The following is an 18,827-nucleotide window of genomic DNA, read 5'->3' as shown; positions in this document are numbered from 1 at the left end:
CACTCGTTTGAACTAATGAATCACCTTGCTGAAGGCCAGCGGGCCAATTGTGAGGGGGTCTGTCTCAACATCGAACAACGGTGTGTAACCGGTCGCCAGGTACAACCCTTTCGCCTCAGGCTGGCGCGGCCCGGTGGTCAGGTAGATCCTGTTGTATCCAAACGTTCTGGCCTCGTTCTCCAGTTCCACGAGAACCCGCCGTGCCAATCCACGCCTGCGGTGTTGCGAATGGGTCCAAATCCTCTTCATCTCGGCTGTTTCGGCGTCGTACCGCTTGAACGCACCACCGGCGACCGCGACGCCGGATTCCATGAGCAAGAGGAACTGACCGTTTGGTGGCTCGAACACGTCCGCCGGTCGTTGCATCTCTTCTGCGCCCATCGGGCCGTATCGAGACGTGTATTCGTACGTGAGCTCGGCGACCAATGGCGCCGCTTCCGGATCCGATTGCCGGACGCGGCGCACTTCGAGAGTCGTCATGCGGCGTTGGCCCGGTCGCGCTTGGCGACCTCCTCGCGCACGATCGGAATCACGTACCGGCCGAAGTCGATCGCGTCGTCGAGCAGGTCGTACCCACGCGCGGACAGGATGTCGACGCCGAGGTCGTAGTAGTCCAGCAACGCCTGCGCGACGGTCTCCGGAGTGCCGACCAGCGCGTTGGAGTTGCCCGCGCCACCGGTCGCCTTCGCGGTGGGCGTCCACAAAGCACGATCGAATCGCTCACCGCGTTCCGCGACCGCCAGAAGGCGTTGCGAACCGGTGTTCTCCGGGTTCGTCAGCGAGTGGCGGCGGCTCAACGGCCCGTTGGCCTTCCGCGCCTCGATCCGGTCGACCGTGCGGTGAGCCTTCTCCCAGGCCAACTCCTCGGTCGGCGCGATGATCGGCCGGAACGCGACCTGGATGCGCGGGGAGTCCGTGCGCCCGGCGTCCTTCGCCGCCTGCTTCACGGACTCGATCTGCTGCGCGGTCTCGGCCAGCGGCTCGCCCCACAGGCAGAAGATGTCGGCCTCCGCGCCGCCCGCCGCGTAGGCCGCGGGGGAGGAACCGCCGAACGACACGTTCGGGCGTGGCTGCTGCACGGGGAACACGTCGCTCACGAAGTCCGCGAAGTGGTAGTGCTCGCCGTCGTGGTCGAACGCGGACCTGCTGGTCCAGGCCTTCTTGACGATCTGGATGTACTCGCGCGTGCGGCCGTAGCGCTGGTCCTTGGACAGGTAGTCGCCCTCGCGCTGCTGCTCGTGGTCCGTGCCGCCGGTGATGAAGTGCACGGTCAGCCGGCCGTCGCTGATCTGGTCGAGCGTCGCGAACGTCTTGGCGGCGAACGTCGGGTAGCTGACGTTCGGGCGGTGGGCGAGCAGGATCTGCAACTTGTCGAGCTTGCTGGCGAGGTAGGCGGCCGCTGCGGACGGTTCCGGCGCGCCCGACCCGTACGCGAACAGCACGCGGTCCCACCCGTGCTCCTCGTGCGCCCTGGCGAGCCTGAGCGTGTAGTCCTTGTCGAACGCGCCGCTGGACGAACGCGGCGTCGTTTCCGATTCGTCGTTCGTGGCGGCGATCCCGAGAAACTCGACTGGCATGACCGATTCCCCGAACTGGTAGTGGGAGTGAGGGCGCGTTGAGGGAGGCGCGCCTTCGAGTGCACACCTCGATCGGGGATGCCGCAACGATGTCCACAGAGCGGGATTTGCTTGCACGCGCGGGGTACCGTGGTGGTGTTCGCGTTGAGGGGCGCGGCTCGTTTCTCGTTGTCCTCCAACGGAAAGACGCGCATGCGCTCACTCGTCGTTATCGGTGGCGGCCCTCGTGCCGCCGGCCTGCTGGAACGCCTCGCCGCCCAGTCACCCGCGGTGCCGCTGGCCGTGCACGTGGTCGACCCGTTCCCGCCCGGTGCGGGCCGGGTGTGGCGGCACGCCCAATCCCCGTTGCTGCGCATGAACTCCATGGCCGAGGACGTGACGGTCTTCACGGACTCCTCGTTCGACGGCATCGGCCCGGTTCGCCCGGGGCCGTCGCTGGCCGAGTGGACCGACGTCGACCCGACAGCCTTCCCGTCACGTCAGGTGCAGAGCCGGTACCTGGAGTGGTTCTTCGACCACGTAAGGAAATCTCTGCCTCCGAGCATCTCTGTGACCGTGCATCAGGCCACGGCTCTGAAGGTCGTCGGCGACTGGGTGTGGCTGGACAACGGGGAGTCGTTGCGGGGCGACGTGCTGGTGCTCGCGCTCGGGCACCTCGACGCCGACCTCGAACCCGAGCACCGCAAGCTCGCCGAGCACGCGTCGGAGCACGGCCTGACCTACGTGCCGCCGCTCTACTCGGCCGACGCGGACCTCTCCGCGGTGTCCGGTGACGTGGTGCTGCGCGGGTTCGGGCTCGCGTTCGTCGACCTGATGGTGCTGCTGACCGAGGGACGCGGCGGGCGGTACGTGCGGACCGCTGAGGGACTTTCCTACGTGCCATCGGGTCTGGAGCCGACGCTGTACGTGGGCTCACGGCGTGGCGTGCCCTACCACTCGAAGACCGGCTACCGGCTGCAGGGAACACGTCCGTCGTTGCCGCACTTCTTCGTCGCGGACGCCTTGCAGGGACGTGAGCTGGACTTCCGGGACGACGTGTGGCCGTTGATGGCCAAGGAGATCGCGTGGGGTCACTACCACGAACTCTTCACCGGACACCCCGGTCTGGTGCGGATGCCGTTCGTGGAGTTCGCCGCGTCGTTCACGGCTTTGCCCTGGTACAGCAACGAGATGCGTGAGCTGGAGGAGCTGGCCGTGCCCGACCCGGCCGACCGCATCGACTTCGAACGGCTGGATCGGCCGCTGGCGGGCGTGACCTTCGCGACCGCCGAGGAGTTCCAGGAGCACCTGCGCGCGTATGTCGAGGCGGATGTGGCCAGGCGCTCCGATCCCCGGCACAGCGCCGATCTGGGGGCGTTCCTGGCTCTGTTGTCGGTCTACGGCCAGCTCGCGGGCCTCATGCCGTTCGACGGCTGGTGGCACGGTTACTTCAGCTACCTGGCCTCGGGCCCGCCGCCGGACCGGCTGGAGGAGCTGCTGGCGTTGTCGCGCGCGGGAATCGTCCGGTTCCTCGGCGCCGACATGTGGGTGGAGGCGGAGGAGGACGCCTTCGTGGCGGGCAGCGCGACGACACCGGACGTGGTGCGCGCCAACGGTCTGATCGAGGCCCGCCTGCCCACGCACTCGTTGTCGCGCACGGCGGATCCGGTGCTGAGGTCGTTGCGCGCGGTCGGCGACGTCTCCGAGGACGCCGCCGGCCTGGTGCGGGTGTCACCGGTCGGGCGGTTGATCAACGAGCGCGGTGACGAGGACCCGGCCAGGTTCGCGGTCGGGCCCTACACCACGGGCAAGGCGTTCGCGGCCTTCGCGCGGCCTCAGACGAACGCGCCCGCGTTCCGGCAGAACGACGTGCTGGCGCGCGAGATCCTGAAAGTCCTAGGCGACTGAGGTGTACCGCCCCTGGTGCCGCACCAGGGGCGTCGCGATGTCGGAGTGCGTGATGTCCAACGGCTCCCCGACCAGCGCGACGTGATCACCGACCGCGATCCGCCGGGCAGTCCTGCACCGCAACCGGACCGGCGCGTCCAGCAACCACGGCACGCCGTCCTCGTCCTCCTGCCACCGCGTCCCGGGTCCGAACCGGTCGACGCCCTTCGTGGCGAACAGGTCCGCCAGCCCGGTCTGCGCGGCCTCCAGCAGGTGCACGGCGAACAGGGGAGCGGTCCGCAGCACCGGCCACACCGAGGCGCCCTCGCCGATCCACACGACGACGAGCGGCGGTTCGAAGCTCACCGACGTGAACGAGGAGACCGTGGTGCCGACCGGACCTTCCGGGCCGGTGGCCGTGACGATCGTGACGGCCTGGGCGTGGTGCTTCAACGCGTCGCGCAGTTGTTCCTTCATCGCAGCACCTTCAGCGCGTCGAGGTCGAAGTCCGCGGCGTCGGCGGGAAGCGCCGACTCGTTGAGGAAGAAGGCCTGGGGCACAACGGCACCCAGCTCGGCCAGGACCGGCCGCAGGTGCACCTCGACGGCCAGCGCGTGCTTGTCGGCCGCCGCGATCTGCAGCGGTACGACCAGCTTGCCGCGGAGCCAGCCCGGTGGTGCCTGGTCCAGCACGGCCTTGAGCAGGCCGGTGTACGCGGCCTTGTACGTCGGCGTCGCGACGACCAGGACCTCGGCCTGGCCGAGGGTCGACAGTGCGGCCTTGATCGTGTCCGGTTCCGTGAACACGGCGGGTGCCAGCTCCGCCGCCTCGACGACGGGCCCTTCGACGGGCACGCCCAGCGTCGCGGCGAGGGCCTCGCGCAGGGCCAGGGCCGCCTGCAGCGTGCGTGAGGCGGGCCGCGGGTTGCCGACCAGAACACCGATCTGCGTCATGCCTTCCAGCACAGCCGCAAGCTCGGGGACCGTCAACCCGCGTCCACCACGCGAGAACTACTTGACGGCGTCCGCCGCCGACCGTCCGGCAACCCGTCCGGAGAACAGGCAGCCGCCGAGGAACGTGCCCTCCAGCGCGCGGTAACCGTGCACACCGCCGCCACCGAACCCGGCGGCCTCACCGGCGGCGTACAGGCCCGGCAGCACCTCGCCGGACGGGTCGAGCACCCGCGACGACAGGTCGGTGTGCAGGCCGCCCAGCGTCTTGCGGGTGAGCACCGACAGCCTGACCGCGATCAGCGGACCGGCCTTGGGGTCGAGCAGCCGGTGCGGCTCGACGACCCGGATCAGCTTGTCCGTCAGGAAGTTCCGGGTCTGGCGGATCGCGTTGATCTGCATGTCCTTGCTCAGCCCCGCGGTCACCTGGCGGTCGCGCTCGACGATCACCTTCTCCAGCGCGGCCGCGTCGATCCTGCCGTCACCGGTGAGCGCGTTCATGCCGCGGGCGAGATCCGCGACCGTGCCCGCCTGGATGAACTCCTTGGACTTCTGCGCGAACGCCTCGACCGGCGCGACGGCACCCGGCAGCGCGCGCTTGAGCACCGCCCGCGTGTCCTTGCCCGTCAGGTCGGGGTTCTGCTCGGAGCCCGACAGCGCGAACTCCTTGCCGATGATCCGCTTGTTCAGCACGAACCACGAGTGCTCGTGGCCGTTCCTGGTGATGTGCTCCAGCGAGCCCAGCGCGTCGAAGCCGGGGAACAGCGGGATCGGCAGGCGTTTGCCGTCGGCGTCGAGCCACAGCGGCGACGGGCCGGGCAGGATGCGGATGCCGTGCCGCGACCACACGGGCGCGTAGTTCGCGATGCCCTCGGGGTAGTGCCACATGCGGTCGGAGTTGATGATCGCGCCGCCGGCCTTCTGGGTGATCTCCAGCATCGAGCCGTCGACGAAGTCCGGCACACCGGCGAGCATGAACTTCGGCGGCTTGCCCATCCGCTCGGGCCAGTTCTTGCGCACCAGGTCGTGGTTGCCGCCGATGCCACCGGACGTGACGATCACGGCCTGCGCCTTCAGCGAGAACTCGCCGACCGCGGTCCGCGAGCTGGGTTCGGCCCTCTCGACCGACGAGGGCTCCAGCACGTCACCGGACACGCCGTCGCACACGCCGTTCGTGACGTCGACGCTCGTGACCTTGTGGCGGAACTTCAGCGTCACGAGTCCTTTCGCGACACCCTCCCGCACCCGGCGCTCGAACGGTTCGACGATGCCCGGCCCGGTGCCCCACGTGACGTGGAAGCGCGGCACCGAGTTGCCGTGCCCGTCGGCCAGGTAGCCGCCGCGCTCCGCCCACTGCACGAACGGGAACCAACGGACTCCCATGTTGTGCAGCCAGGAGCGCTTCTCGCCGGAGGCGAAGTCCACATAGGCCTGTGCCCACAGCCGGGGCCAGTGGTCCTCGTCCCGGTCGAACGCCGCCGAGCCCATCCAGTCCTGCAACGCCAGGTCGTGCGAGTCCTTGACCCGAAGCCGTCGCTGCTCGGGGGTGTCCACCAGGAACAGCCCGCCGAACGACCACCACGCCTGGCCGCCGAGCGACGCTTCCGGCTCCTGGTCGAGGAGGATGACCTTGCGACCCGCGTCGGCGAGCTCTGCGGTCGCGACGAGACCTGCGAGGCCCGCGCCGACGACGATGACATCCGCGTCATGTGCCATCGGGCGAGTCTAGATCGACCGCTGGTCACGCACGAGACCTGAGTCAATTTCACTTTTTGGGGAGAGCTGTCCGCATGAGCTTCCGACCGGCTTCCGAGGTGGGCTTCACGACCCGGACCACGCGTTTCGTGGCTCCCGGCTCCGTGACGAACGGCGAGTTCGGCCTGTTCGAGTGGCGGATGGAGGCCCGTCAGCCGGGCGCGCGTCCGCACTTCCACAAGACGTTCTCCGAGTCGTTCTACGTGCTCGAAGGCGAGATCACGCTGCTGGACGGCGACGAGTGGGTGCGTGCCGGCGAGGGCGACTTCCTCTACGTGCCCGCCGACCGGCCGCACGCGTTCCGCAACGACAGCGACGCCCCGGTCCGGATGCTGATCCTGTTCTCGCCCGGCATCGCCCGCGAGGACTTCTTCCTGGAGGTCGGGGCCGCGAAGGGCCTGTCGGAGGAGGAGCTGGTCGCGTTCTACGAGCGTCACGACCAATACAACCTCTGAGGGTGCCGCCGACCGCCACTACCGGTGAGGGGGGTTTACCGGAGTGCCGGCCGACGGCGGGTTGACCGCGGCGCGAGCACGCACACCTGCGGAAGGGCATTTCCGACCTGGGGGTGTCGGATCGCCCCGGCGCGCAGCTCGAGCGCCAGCGGCCAACCACATTGTTGAACGTACAACCGGACCGCTGTGTTCCGGTCGGCTTTCACTGTGACCAGGCTCAATTCCTTCAGCCGGCCTTCAGGTTCGTCGCCTTGCGGTGATCACTCGCTCACGCCAGGTCGTGGAGCCTGCGCTCGGCGGCCTTCCGCGCCTTCTCCGCCGCCGACGTGACGCGCTTGGCGTCCTCCAGCCGTTCCGCGGCCCGGTCGAACGCCCGCTGCGCCGCCAGTTGGTCGGCCTGGGCCTCGCCCACGGCCTGCTCCGCCTCGTCCACCGCCTGCTGGGCCTCGGCGCGCTTCTTCTCCTGCCGTTCCCGCCGCTTGCGGGCGAGCGCGTCCTCGCCCTCCTGCGCAGGCTCCGGCGTCGGCAGCGCGAACCCGAACCCCGAGTACTCCAGGCCCTTGGTGAGGTGGCCGGCGCGCACCTGCTCGGCGGACTCCGGGTCGGCCATCGCGGCGGTCAGGGTGTTGCGCACCTGCGTGACGGCGTCGTCCGCGAGCGGGCCCGTCAGCTCCAGGGTGCGGTAGACCAGGGCCTCCATCAGCTCTTTGCGCTTGCGTCCCAGCTCGCGCATGGTCAGCTGGGCCGTGGAGAGCCCCAGGGCCTCCTCCAGGCCCTCCGGAGCGTCCCGGACGAGCTTGTTGACCGCCCAGGCGCCCACCGTCGGCCTGCGGAGGTCCTGGATGGCCTTGGCCAGGTCCTTGTCGTCGGTCTGCTTGGCCGCGGCGTTGCGGGCCGCGGTGAACTCCTTCGGTGGCAGCCCGTAGAGCTCGTCGGCGACCGGCTTCAGGTCCATGGGCGCAAGGTAGCGCCTGAAAAGCCCTCAGTCCTGCCGAACGATCTCAACAACTCCGGCGTCGCGGGCGTTGAGGAGGTGGGTGGGTCGTGCGGAATCGGGTAAACAGGATGGAGACATGCACACCAGGTGGAGATGGGTCCTGTTCGGCCTCGGCGTCGCCGTGGCCGCGATCGGTCCGCTCGCGGCCAGGAACGGCCCCTGGTACGCCTACGTGTTCGGCGGCCTGTGGTTCCTGATGGGCGCGACCGTCGCGTGGCGCACGGTGAGCCTGGGCACCAAGCTCACCCCGGAAGGCATCACGTCGAACGGCCTCGACCGGCAGACCACCATCGAGTGGTGCGACGTCGAGAGGGTCGAACCGCGGCGCAAGCGGAATCTGATCTTCTTCCACACCATCGCGCCGATGATCAGGCTCCACAGCGGCAAGCGGACGCTGACCGAGCTGAGCCTGCTCTCGATCAAAAAGGAGTCCGTGCCCGAACGGACCGCGAAGCACGTGACGGAACTCCAGCAGGCGCTTGCCGTGCACCGGGCGAACTGTCCGGCGTGCGGAGCGCAGCCCAAAGCGCTCGCGACCCGGCAGGGGATCGTCGGTCGGCTGCGAACGAGATTGCGTGAGCTAATGGGCGGGAATAGCGATCGGTCCATCGCCCGCTGACCGGAAGTCGTTACACGTCAACATCGTTCACCGTTGACGCAGCCTTGACATTCCCCTCTATCAGCTCTTGACTGGAGGGTGGTTGCTCGTTCCGTTGCTGAAAAGAAATGCGTGGCACTAAAAGCGCGCTTTTTCAAGCGACTGAACAGTCCAATGTGGATCCCGAAAATACTCCAGGAAGACGATTGCCCCTTACGAGGCGAAGAGATGTGCTACGGAGCACTCTTTACCCCACGAAGGGCACATGCGCCGTGAAGAACTGGAGACGCCGCACCGGAACGGTCTTGCTGACCGCGGTGCTGGGCACTACCGGGTTCGGCTTCGCCGCCACCCCTGCCATCGCGCAGAACGCACCGCAGCAGCAGCCGGCCGCTGACAAGCAGCTGGACAAGCAGGACAAGGCGCTCGTCGACCAGGCCGCCCGCGAGGGCAAGGCGACCGTCGACCTGCTGGTCGCCGCCGAGAACGGCAAGACCGACGCCGCGGTCAACGACCTCAAGGCGCTCGGCGCCACGGTCCAGAAGACCGAGAAGGACGTCGACTACGTCAAGGTGACCATCCCCCGGGAGAACGCGGCGAAGGCCGCCAAGCTGGCCTCGGTCAGCACCGTGGACGTCGACGGCCTCGTCGCCCTCGACAACCCGCGTCCCGAGGGCATGGAGAACCCGGCTCCGCAGAAGGCGCCGGACTCGAAGACGCCGCGCGTCAACCCGTACATGCCGACGCAGGACACGCAGGCGGCGCAGTTCGCCGTCGCGAACCCGAAGTGGGACGGCCGCGGCACCACCATCGCGGTGATCGACTCCGGCATCGACCTGGACACGCCTGCCCTGCAGACGACCAGCACCGGTGAGCGCAAGATCATCGACTGGTACAACGCGAACGCCACGAACTCCGGCGACGGCACCTGGGTCACCATGACCAAGACCGGCCGCGTCGGCAAGTTCACCGAGGGCGGCAAGCAGTACACGGCGCCGGCCACCGGTGGGCCCTACTCGTTCGGCCTCTTCAACGAGACCGCGGGTGACCTGAACCTCGCCAACAGCGAGACCGGCGGTGACATCAACCGCGACGGCGACCGCACGGACGCCTTCGGTGTCATCCAGGACATCACGACGAAGGAAGTCTTCGTCGACGTCGACGGTGACGGTGACTTCACCAACAACAAGCGCATGATCGACTACAAGGTCAAGAAGGACGTCGGCTACTTCGGTACCGACAACCCCGCGACCCCCGTCGTCGAGCGCGTCTCGTTCGTCGTGCAGACCGACCGCTCGATCTACGACAACGCGGGCACGCCTTACGTCAACCTGGGCATCTCGGGTGCCGCACACGGCACGCACGTCGCCGGCATCACGGCCGCCAACAAGATGTTCGACGGCAAGATGGCCGGTGCCGCGCCTGGCGCGAAGCTGATCGCCATCAAGGCCTGCCTCTCCACCCCGTCCTGCACGAGCTCCGGTCTCATCGACGGTGTCCTCTACGCCGCGCGCAACGGCGCCGACGTCGTGAACATCTCCATCGGTGGCCTTCCGGCCCTCAACGACGGCAACAACGCCCGTGCGGAGCTCTACAACCGCACGATCAACGAGTACAACGTCCAGATCTTCATCTCGGCGGGCAACTCGGGCGCGGGCGCCAACACCGTCGGTGACCCGTCGGTCGCCACGGACGCGGTGAGCGTCGGCTCGTACATCACCAAGGAGACCTGGCTCTCCAACTACGGCTCGAAGACCGCGCAGAAGCAGAACCTGCACGGCTTCTCGTCGCGCGGCCCGCGTGAGGACGGCGGCTTCAAGCCGAACATCGTCGCGCCCGGTTCGGCGATCTCCACCACGCCGCGCTGGCAGGCCGGCGGCCCGGTGGCGGGCACCTACGCCCTCCCGCCCGGCTACTCGCAGTTCAACGGCACCTCGATGGCCGCCCCGCAGGCGACCGGTGCCGCCGCGCTGCTCGTGAGCGCGTACAAGGCCACGCACGACGGCCAGAAGCCCACCAGCGCCGAGCTGCGCTACGCGATCCAGCGCAGCGCGAGCTACGTGGACACCCTCGGTGCCTACGAGCAGGGCGCGGGTCTCTTCAACACCAACGCCGCGTGGAAGCTGCTGGACAAGCACTCCGTGCCGGACCAGGTCACCACGTCCGTCGCGGTCAACACCGTCCTCAGTGGACTGCTGGCCACCCCGAACGTCGGTGTCGGCATCCACGACCGTGAAGGCGTGACCGCGGGCCAGGAGTACACCCGCACCTACACGCTGACGCGCACCACGGGCCATGACGACGAGACGTACAAGGTCTCGTGGAAGGGCAACGACGGCACGTTCACGGCGCCGAAGAAGGTCGACCTGCCGCTGAACAAGCCCGTCCAGTTCGCCGTCAAGGTCAAGGCGAAGACCGCGGGCGTGCACAGCGCCGTCCTGCAGCTCGACAACCCGGAGACCCCCGGTGTCGACGCGCAGACCCTGAACACCGTGTTCGCGGCGGAGAACTTCAACGCCGCCAACAAGTTCTCGGTCACCAAGTCGGGCACGATCGCGCGCAACCAGTCGACCAGCCTCTTCGTGAACGTGCCCAAGGGCACGACCGCGCTGAAGGTCGACATGAACGCCGGTGGCGCCGAGGCAGGCAAGGGCCAGGTCCGCTTCCTGCGCTTCACCCCGCAGGGTGTGCCGCTCGACGTGACCAGCTCGACCAACTGCTACAACCCCGACGCGGGTGCCGGTTGTGCCGGTGGCACGCCGACCAGCCGCACGGTCGCCAGCCCGATGGCCGGCGTCTGGGAGATCGTGATCGAGGCGCGTCGCACCTCCGACGCCGACGTGGCGCCGTACTCGGTGACCGCGTCCGTGCTCGGCACGACGATCAGCCCGAACCCGGACACCATCGCGTCCGGCACCTTGGGCACCCCGATCGAGCGCAGCTACACCGTCACGAACACGCAGGCCAACTTCAACGGCCGGCTCGCGGCGGGCGCTGTCGGCAGTGCCAAGACGGCCCGTCCGACGATCGCGAACCTGGAGTCCCAGCAGTACCCGATCGCCGTCGCGGCCGGCGCGTCGAAGCTCACCGTCACGATCGGCAACACCGCCGACCAGGGCGCTGACCTCGACCTGTCCGTCTACAACTGCTCGACGGGCACCTGCGTGCTCGCCGGTCAGTCGGCGGACGCGGACTCCGAGGAGTCGGTGACGATCAACAACCCGGCAGCCGGCAACTGGATCGCCCTGGTGGACGGCTACGCGGTGCCCGCGGGCACCACGGCGTTCGACTACTTCGACGTCTTCACCTCGGCCGGTCTCGGCACGCTGACCGTCTCGGACAGCAACGCCGACCGCGCCGCCGGTGCGTCGTGGAACGCCACGGGCGTCATCACGCCGCTGGGCCAGCCCGGTGCGGGCCGCGTGCTGCGCGGTGAGCTCGAGGTGCGCACGGCGGACAACACCGTCGTCGGTGGCGGCGCCGTGATCGTCCAGGCAGTCAGCTAGTAGCTCGTAGCAACGCAGAAAGCCCCAGGGTCCACGAGATCCTGGGGCTTTCTACGGTTCAGGGAGCTTGTTGTTCAGCGGCTCGTCCACATCCACCTTGGACACACCGGTGATCAGATACGCGTCTTCCACCTTGTCGACCGGCATCTCGGCCCGCAGGTAACCGATTCTGGGATCTCGCGACTCGACGGTCGCCCCCAGCCTCTCCAGTGCCTGCTCGACCTCCTCGTCGCGTCCCTGCTGCACGGAGATCATCAGTGGCACTGTGAGGTGGCCGTCGCGCTTCGCCTGCTCGATCCGGAGCTTGTCCGGTTTTGCTGAGGACACGATCGGCACCTCCGCCAAGGGCACGGCTGGAGACCCGTTCGTACCACAGCTGCCGAGAGCCAGCGCGCAAAACGCGACGGCGAGCGGTCTTCTCATGATCGAAGGACGGAACGGGCTCCGCGGGCGGTTGCACCGAATTTCCCCGGAGTTCTACTGCCGGGGACCCGCAAACGCTTGCTCCCGCAACTCCCCGTCCGCGCTCTCACCGAACACGCGAGCGTCCGTGTGCTGGTCAGAGGCCGGTTGAGCCTTATTGGCACCGGTGACCGCCCGCGTCCTGATCTGGGGCAACGCACCGGTGTGCTGGCGGTGCACCCAGTCGACCAGGTGCTCTCTGGTGAGGCAGCGCAGGTCCCACAACTTCCCGGCGTCAGCAGCACTCACGAGCGCACGCACCCGCACGAACCCCTGCGTCGCCTGCGTGACCTGGAGGACCGACACCCGCCCGTCCCACAGGTCGCTGCCCTCCAACATCGAGCGCATCTCCTGCCGCATCGCCTCGACCGGCACCGTCCAGTCGAGATCGAGCTCGACAGTGCCGAGCAACGCCGACTGCGTGCGCGTCCAGTTCTCGAAAGGCGTCTTCAGGAAGTACGACGTCGGCAGCACCATCCGCCGGTCGTCCCACAGGTGCAGCACCACGTACGTAAGCGTGATGTCCTCGACCCGCCCCCACTCACCATCGACGACGACAACGTCGTCGAGCCGCACCGCGTCGCTGAACGCGATCTGCAGCCCCGAGATCAGGTTGCCCAGCAACGACTGCGCGGAGAACGCCGCCACAGCGCCAATGACAGCGGCAGAGGCCAGCACGGTGGACCCAACGGCCCGCGCACCGGGAAATGTCATGAGGATCGCGCCCACGGCCAGCACGCCGATGACCACCAGCACCAGCCGCCGCACCAACGTGACCTGCGTGTGCACCCGCCGCGCGTGCCGGTTGTCGGTGACGTCCGTGCGGACCCGCGACAGCGAGATGTCCACGAGGGTGCTGATGAGCGCCGCCAGCAACCAGGCGCCGGCCAGGATCAGCGCGATGCCCAGCACGTGCAGCACGACCGGCGCGTCCACCGGGTAGACGCTCAGGCTTATCTGGGCGGCCAGGAGCGCTCCGAACACCTGGCCTGGGCGGTACATCTTGCCGCTGTGGGTGAAGCGGCGGACCAGCCGGTGGACCACCTCCACGACCAGCAGTGCGAAGGCCACGGAGCAGCCCATGACTACGAACAGCACGTTTCCCTCCTTCTGGGTATCGGGACGGGGTACCCGGTAGCCGGGGCGGGGAACACCATGAACCAGCTCACGAAAAAGGCGGGCAGCCGTAGCTGCCCGCCTCTTTCTCATCGCGTCAGAGCTCGGCCCTCGGCGGGAAGTCGTTCACCGCCTCGGCCAGGTACTCGGCCAGCCTGCCGTGGTAGGCGTTGTTCGGCAGCCCGTTCGTCACGTACTGCGCCGCCACCTTGCCCGCGTCGTCCGAGTCGCGCACCGCCGCGTCGAAGTCGACGATGTGGTCCGCGTCGTAGTTGCGGTAGTTCACCAGCATGTCCGCGTTGAGCTGGCGCCGCTGCACCTCACGTGGATCATTGGCGGCGAGCCCGAGCGGCGGGATCGTCGTCAACACCACGTGCAGGGCGGTGCCGTCTTGCCTGAGTTGTTTCTTCAGGCCGGTGCGGGTGTTGATGAGATCGGTGAGCGAGGCGCGAACCTGGTCGGCGGACTGGCCGCGCAGGAGCTCCGTGCTGCCGAGGGCGACCAACGCCGTCCGCGCGCTCGCCGAGCTGAGCACCGAGCGTTCGATCTCGGTCTTGTAGTCCGGCCCGATCAGCACACCCGTGTTCGGGAACGCCGCCGCCGTGGTCGGCTGCTGGAACGAGAGCAGGGCGTCGTTCGGCGACAGGGAGCGCTGGTGCGCCCGCACGTCGGAGACGGAGCCGTTGAACCAGTTCACGGCGTTCGCGTCCGACCTCGACCGGCCGATCACGAACTTCCCGCCGGCGGCGAACGGGATGACGTCGTGGGCCGCGCCGTTCAGCACGCCGTTGACGAACAGCCTGGCCGTTCTGGTCTCCGCGTCGAAGGTCGCGGTGAGGTGCGTCCAGTCCAGCGTCGCCTCGCCCCAGGCCGGCACGTCCCTGACCCACGGGCTGGTCGCACTGTCCGAGCCGCGCAGCGTGAAGGTCCAGCGCTTCGTCGTGGGGTTGTAGCGCAGGGCGAACCCGTCGGTGGCGGTGCCCTCCTGGCTCACCGCGGTCTGGGCGGTGGTGAGCGACAGGGTCTTCACCCAGGCCGACACGCTGAAGTTCCTCGTGGTGTCGAGGACCTTCCCGCTCGTCGCCAGCGAACCGCCGTTACCGCCCAGCACCACGCTGCCGTTGTGGTCGGGGCTGAACGCCACGGTGCCGCTCGCGGTCGCAGGGAAGTTCCCGCTCGAATCCTGGGCGACGACACCGGCGCCGTCGTTCAGCTTCCACCGCGCGACATCCGGCACACCCGAACGGCTCGCGTTCACCAGGCCACCGGGCAGCACCTGTCCGACCGAGTTCAGCTTGCCGGGCAGGAGGTCGACCCACGTGTCGCGCTGGGCCGAGCCGGGAGGTGCGGTGGCCGACAGGGAGTCCCCCAGGACCACCACGGTGCCATGGCTCGTGTCCGTTGTGGACACATCGACCGCGGACACAAAGTAGCTTCCCGGCAACGTGGTCGCGAACGGCGTGCCCGTCGAGTCGGCGACGTTGTTGTTCCACGCCAGGAACGTCGGTGCCGAAGCGCCGCCGTGCACCGGTGCGAGCGTCGTGCCGGTGGGGATGTGCAGGCTCACCAGGAGGTTGCCGCTGCCGCCGGCCGGCATGGCGATCGGGTCGCTGTAGATCTCCGCGCCTGCGGCCAGGGTGACCGAGGTGGCGCCGGAGAACTTCAGCGCGGCCGGAGTGCCGGCCGTCGCCGCGTCGGTGCCCGACTGGGCGGCCACCGAGGCCGCACCGATCTGGACGGGGGAGTCGTTGCCCACGTTGGAGAACTTGACGCGCACCTGAGTTCCCCGCACGGTCGGCTTCAGGACCGTGCGCAACGTCCGGTCGGTGAACCAGTGACCGTCCGGCGGGACCACCGCACCGTCGGCGGGCGCCGCCCACGTGCCCACCCAGCCCGTGTCCACGGGCCTGGGGGCCATCGACAGGACGTGCAGCGCCGTCGACCCCACACCGGGCATCAGGCTCGCGCCGGAGTTCGGCAGAGTGATCGACTTGAGCGTCTTGTTCGGATCGGTGGGCAGGAACACCGGCCTGATCACAGGCCGACGGGTGCGGTCGACCGCGCTGAGGACCTTCCAGTAGGGCAGCACGATCTCGTCCGTGAGCTTGGGTGCCGCGGTCCAGTCGCCCACCAACGGCATCGTCGGGTCCGATGTGGTGCCGTCGGTGTAGGTGATCGTCGCGTTGCGCGCGGGGGTCTCACCGGCCGTGCTCAGCACGAGCAGCCCGACCGAGTTCGCCTTGACCTGCTGGGTGGCGGGGAACGGGATGGTCTGGCCGATCGCCACGACGTTGTCGTTGCCGGTCGTGGTGTTCCGCGCCGGCATGGTGAACGTCGCGCCGTTGATCGACAGGACGGACCCGGGAGCGAGCCCGGAGGCGGCCATGGCTTCGATCGACAGACCGGAGTTGACGTAGTCGAGTGCCGCGGTCGGGCCGGTGTCGTTGCCGATGCCCCTGTTGTTCATGGCGTCGGTGAAGCTCGACGCGGTGACGTTGTTGATCGGGAGGAACGTCAGGTAGTCGAGGCCGATCCGGTACTTGAGGTGGATCGCGTTCGGGTCGGTGCTCACGGGCGTGAACGTGATCCTGTGCTTGCCCGCGGTGAGGTGGACACCGTTGAGCGGCACGAACTTCGTGTAGGCGGCGCCGGCCTCGTAGCCGACGACGGGCGTGGTGTCCGTGTTGCCGATCGGCTTGTCGTCGATCTTGACGGCGAAGTTGCCGTAGTGGTTCGCGAGGGTGATCCCGGCGCCCACCGAGTAGTCGGCCTCGATCGGCGTCGTGAACTCCAAGGTGAAGGACTTGCCCGGCTCGTCACCTTCGAAACGGCGCTGTGCTCCGCTGTTCCAGGTGATGCCGCAGCAGTTCGCCATGTGGATCAGCGTCTTGTCGGTGGACACCACGGGCATCGCCTCGGCGTCCAGCCTGACCGTCGGCGAGAGCTCGAGGTAGTCGATACCGGCCTTGAACGTGGTCGCCGTCGAGTCCGCCTTCTTGGTGAGCTTCGTCCTGAACTGGTGCCAGCCCTCCGTGAGTTGTACTCCGGCGATCTTCTGCCGATCGGAACGGGCGGTCGATGCGTCGGACACGAACGGCTTGCTCACCGGTGTGCCGTCGAGGCCGAAGGTGAGCTGGTCGGGCCAGGAGGTCGTGCTGTTCATGAGGCCCAGGGTGATGTCGTAGTCACCGGTGGCGGGCACCCGGAACTGGAAGTTCACCCACGCCCCGTCGGTGGTCGACTGCATCTGCAGGTACTTGCCGCCGGACGCGGCCGCGTCCGGGACGAAGCTGAACTCCATCCCCTGCGACTCCGGTGAGTACACGTCGGGGGTGTTCTCGAACTCGTACTTGGCGGTCGGAGCCGGTGTGGTGAGCGATGGCGCGACGTAGAACTCGAAGGCCTGCGACTCCGGCGACAGCTTGTGGGCCTCGTCGAAGCTGCGCACGTGCACGGTGTGCCGGCCTGGCGGGAGGTTCTGCGGCACCGTGATGGACGCGGTGCCGTTGGCGGCCGCGACCCAGCCGCCGCCGGTGAACGTCCTGTTGTAGTCGCAGTCCGTTGTGGACGGGAGCGTCTCGGTGCCGGATCCGGCGAACGTGTAGGAGAAACCGGCGATGTACTTGCCGCCACTGGCGTTGAAGCTGAACTTGCCCGGTTGGTTCTGCGGCCTCGACCAGTAGCCCCGGACGTAGTCGTCGCTCGTGATGGTCGGAACCTGGGTGAGAGGGGTGCCGCGAACGGTGAAGTTGGAGGACGGCGAGTCGTCGGACCAGAGGTAGTAACCGGTGTTGCCGGGGTAGATGTTCCGGCCCTTGGCCTTGAACCTGTACGGCCCGTCCGCCAGCACGTTGTCGCTGGTGAACCGGCTGACGCCGCCGGAGGAGATCTCCTCGGGAACACCGGTCTGGGCGACGAGGGTTCCCGCGCCGTTGTGGATGTCGTGGAACACGTGCAGGTTCAGCGGCGGGTTGTTGCTGTCCTCCATCGTCGAGGCGACGGTGGGCTTGGCGTCCGGGGTGAAGACGGTGCCGTTGCAGAACACGGCGTTGCTGACCGAGTACGGCTTCGGGTTCTGCGGCCGGAAGGAGAACTTGATGTCCAGGCGCGGGTTGTTGCCGAACCGCTTCCAGTGGTCCATCGTGTCCTCGTTGCCGGGAGCGCGCAGGCCGAGGTTGAGCCACTGGTAGTCCCACTTGGCCGCGTCCCTCGCCACGCCCTCGACCTCGAACTCCACCTCGCGCGCGCCTCCGCACTGGTCACCGACGTTGGACCACTTGGTGTCGATGTCGGTGGTGCTGGCGGGACCGGGCCACGAGGTCCCCGAGTTGATGCCGGAACCGATCATCGCGACGGTCGGCTCCGAGGTGCAGCCCATCGCGGTGTGCGCCTGCGTGACCCAGAAGCCGGCGTCGAAGATCGTCGCCTCGTAGCCGAAGCGGCGGTTGAGCTCGCTCACGGGGAAGTCGAAGTACGAGCGGGCCTTGAAGCTGCTGGTGCCGCAGCTGCTGTCGCGCCACTTGTCGCAGTAGCCGACCTTGGCCCAGTCCGCGGTGTTCCAGGTCTTCCAGCCGGCGCTGGTGACGGTGACCCAGTTCGTCCGGTTCTTGGACAGCGGCGGGTCGATGTAGACCGGGTACTTCACGTCGGCGCCGATCAGCGCGCCGGGCGCAGGCTTGATCTCCACCTCGGTGGAGCCGTCGCCCGCCGGCCTCGCGGTCACCTCCAGCTTGGAGATCTTGCCGTTGACGGGGTCGATCTCCTTCACCGAGCCGGGCTTGCCCGCCTTCGACGAGTCCCACATGATCGGCGAAGAGCCGCCGAACGCGATGTTCCCCTTGCTGTCACTGGCCTTCAGCAGATCGTCCGATTCGGACAGTTGCACACCGTTGCCGGAGAGACGGTACTTGATGGCCGCCAGCTCGGGGTTGGCGGCGGCTTCCGCGTTGTGCACCACGAGGACGTGTGAGTAGCCGAGGTTGTTCGCCTTGACCTTGAGGTCGACACCGGGCAGCACTCCCGGGTAGGTGGCCGAGTCACCCTCGACCACGGGCTTGGGCAGCGGCTTGTCCCAGTTGAGGGAGACCGACTTGTCGCCGTCCTTCAACGTCGCCAGCGGGCCGTCGCCACCACTCGAGAACGTCAGGTCCGAAGTGGACGCCTTGGGAGTGATCCTCCCGTCCGCGTGCTGCACCAGGGAGTTGTCCGCGGAGATCCACTTCCCGTCGCGCTTCACCCGCACCGGCTGGTTGTGGACGCTGAGGGTCATCGTGCCGTCCGGGTTGGCACGCACGACGGAGTTTTCCGTTGTCTTTTCGGGAATCTCCACCGGCTGTCCGGTGCGCTTGGCCTCGGTCACCGCGTTCGTCTCGCTGGGCGGTGCGGCGGCGGGCCGCGGAGCGGCGAGCTCGGGCCGGGGTGCCGCCGCCGCGGGCTGGGTCAGGCTCAACGCCGTCGCTGCCGCGGCGAGCACGGCGACGGCGAGCCTGGTTCTGGACCCTCTGCCAGGAAACGATCTTGGACGCACTTGAACAACCCCCCCAGG

At 68.2% G+C, this 18,827-nt stretch carries 13 protein-coding genes; 4 read left to right on the top strand and 9 right to left on the bottom strand.

The window, feature by feature from the left end; all coding sequences use genetic code 11:
• Positions 1–12: 12 nt before the first annotated feature.
• Positions 13–480, bottom strand: coding sequence for a GNAT family N-acetyltransferase (locus tag PV646_RS05365; protein ID WP_500340346.1), 468 nt, complete (start codon positions 478–480; stop codon positions 13–15).
• Positions 477–1,577 (bottom strand): LLM class flavin-dependent oxidoreductase, encoded by a 1,101-nt coding sequence (locus tag PV646_RS05360; RefSeq protein WP_500340345.1) that lies wholly within the window; start codon positions 1,575–1,577, stop codon positions 477–479. The genes PV646_RS05365 and PV646_RS05360 overlap by 4 nt, the downstream gene beginning before the upstream one ends.
• A gap of 192 nt (positions 1,578–1,769) precedes the next feature.
• Between PV646_RS05360 and PV646_RS05355 the strand changes: the two genes are divergently transcribed.
• Positions 1,770–3,464: an FAD/NAD(P)-binding protein gene (locus PV646_RS05355; RefSeq protein WP_500340344.1), complete on the top strand. Its 1,695-nt coding sequence runs from the start codon at positions 1,770–1,772 to the stop codon at positions 3,462–3,464.
• On the opposite strand, the gene PV646_RS05350 is transcribed toward PV646_RS05355, so the two are convergent.
• The 3 genes from PV646_RS05350 to PV646_RS05340 are packed head-to-tail and all read right to left on the bottom strand — an operon-like array spanning position 3,453 to position 6,109.
• Positions 3,453–3,920, bottom strand: a complete 468-nt coding sequence (locus tag PV646_RS05350) for a flavin reductase family protein (RefSeq protein ID WP_500340343.1) — start codon at positions 3,918–3,920, stop codon at positions 3,453–3,455. The two genes, PV646_RS05355 and PV646_RS05350, sit on opposite strands and share 12 nt — an antisense overlap.
• Positions 3,917–4,396, bottom strand: coding sequence for an NADPH-dependent FMN reductase (locus PV646_RS05345; protein ID WP_500340342.1), 480 nt, complete (start codon positions 4,394–4,396; stop codon positions 3,917–3,919). The genes PV646_RS05350 and PV646_RS05345 overlap by 4 nt, the downstream gene beginning before the upstream one ends.
• Positions 4,397–4,453: 57 nt before the next feature.
• A complete protein-coding gene (locus tag PV646_RS05340; protein ID WP_500340341.1) occupies positions 4,454–6,109 on the bottom strand; it encodes an FAD-binding dehydrogenase in 1,656 nt (551 codons plus the stop codon).
• Between the two features lie 74 nt (positions 6,110–6,183).
• Between PV646_RS05340 and PV646_RS05335 the strand changes: the two genes are divergently transcribed.
• The gene (locus PV646_RS05335; RefSeq protein WP_500340340.1) at positions 6,184–6,603 is read left to right on the top strand and encodes a cupin domain-containing protein; all 420 of its coding nucleotides are present in this window, start codon (positions 6,184–6,186) and stop codon (positions 6,601–6,603) included.
• A 268-nt stretch (positions 6,604–6,871) separates the two neighbouring features.
• Here PV646_RS05335 and PV646_RS05330 read toward each other — a convergent pair whose 3' ends face one another.
• Positions 6,872–7,558, bottom strand: coding sequence for a hypothetical protein (locus PV646_RS05330; RefSeq protein ID WP_500340338.1), 687 nt, complete (start codon positions 7,556–7,558; stop codon positions 6,872–6,874).
• Between the two features lie 118 nt (positions 7,559–7,676).
• Here PV646_RS05330 and PV646_RS05325 point away from each other — a divergent pair, with 118 nt between their 5' ends.
• Together PV646_RS05325 and PV646_RS05320 are read left to right on the top strand one after the other, a co-directional pair.
• Positions 7,677–8,219, top strand: a complete 543-nt coding sequence (locus PV646_RS05325; RefSeq protein WP_500340337.1) for a hypothetical protein — start codon at positions 7,677–7,679, stop codon at positions 8,217–8,219.
• 251 nt (positions 8,220–8,470) lie between these two features.
• Entirely contained in the window at positions 8,471–11,704 is a 3,234-nt protein-coding gene (locus tag PV646_RS05320) for a S8 family serine peptidase (RefSeq protein WP_500340336.1), read from the top strand.
• 51 nt (positions 11,705–11,755) lie between these two features.
• Here the strand turns inward: PV646_RS05320 and PV646_RS05315 are convergent, their stop codons facing one another.
• The 3 genes from PV646_RS05315 to PV646_RS05305 form a co-directional block, all read right to left on the bottom strand.
• Positions 11,756–12,031 (bottom strand): hypothetical protein, encoded by a 276-nt coding sequence (locus PV646_RS05315; protein ID WP_500340335.1) that lies wholly within the window; start codon positions 12,029–12,031, stop codon positions 11,756–11,758.
• Positions 12,032–12,181: 150 nt separating this feature from the next.
• Positions 12,182–13,264 (bottom strand): mechanosensitive ion channel family protein, encoded by a 1,083-nt coding sequence (locus PV646_RS05310; RefSeq protein ID WP_500340334.1) that lies wholly within the window; start codon positions 13,262–13,264, stop codon positions 12,182–12,184.
• Positions 13,265–13,379: 115 nt separating this feature from the next.
• On the bottom strand, positions 13,380–18,755 hold the full coding sequence (locus PV646_RS05305) for a LamG-like jellyroll fold domain-containing protein (protein ID WP_500340333.1): 5,376 nt from the start codon (positions 18,753–18,755) through the stop codon (positions 13,380–13,382).
• Between the last annotated feature and the right edge of the window lie 72 nt (positions 18,756–18,827).

It is taken from the genome of Streptomyces sp. ID05-26A, from assembly GCF_033794685.1.
Lineage (GTDB): Bacteria > Actinomycetota > Actinomycetes > Mycobacteriales > Pseudonocardiaceae > Lentzea.
The sequence above is the reverse complement of the archived record's forward strand: the minus strand, read 5'-3'. Positions and strand labels throughout refer to the sequence as shown.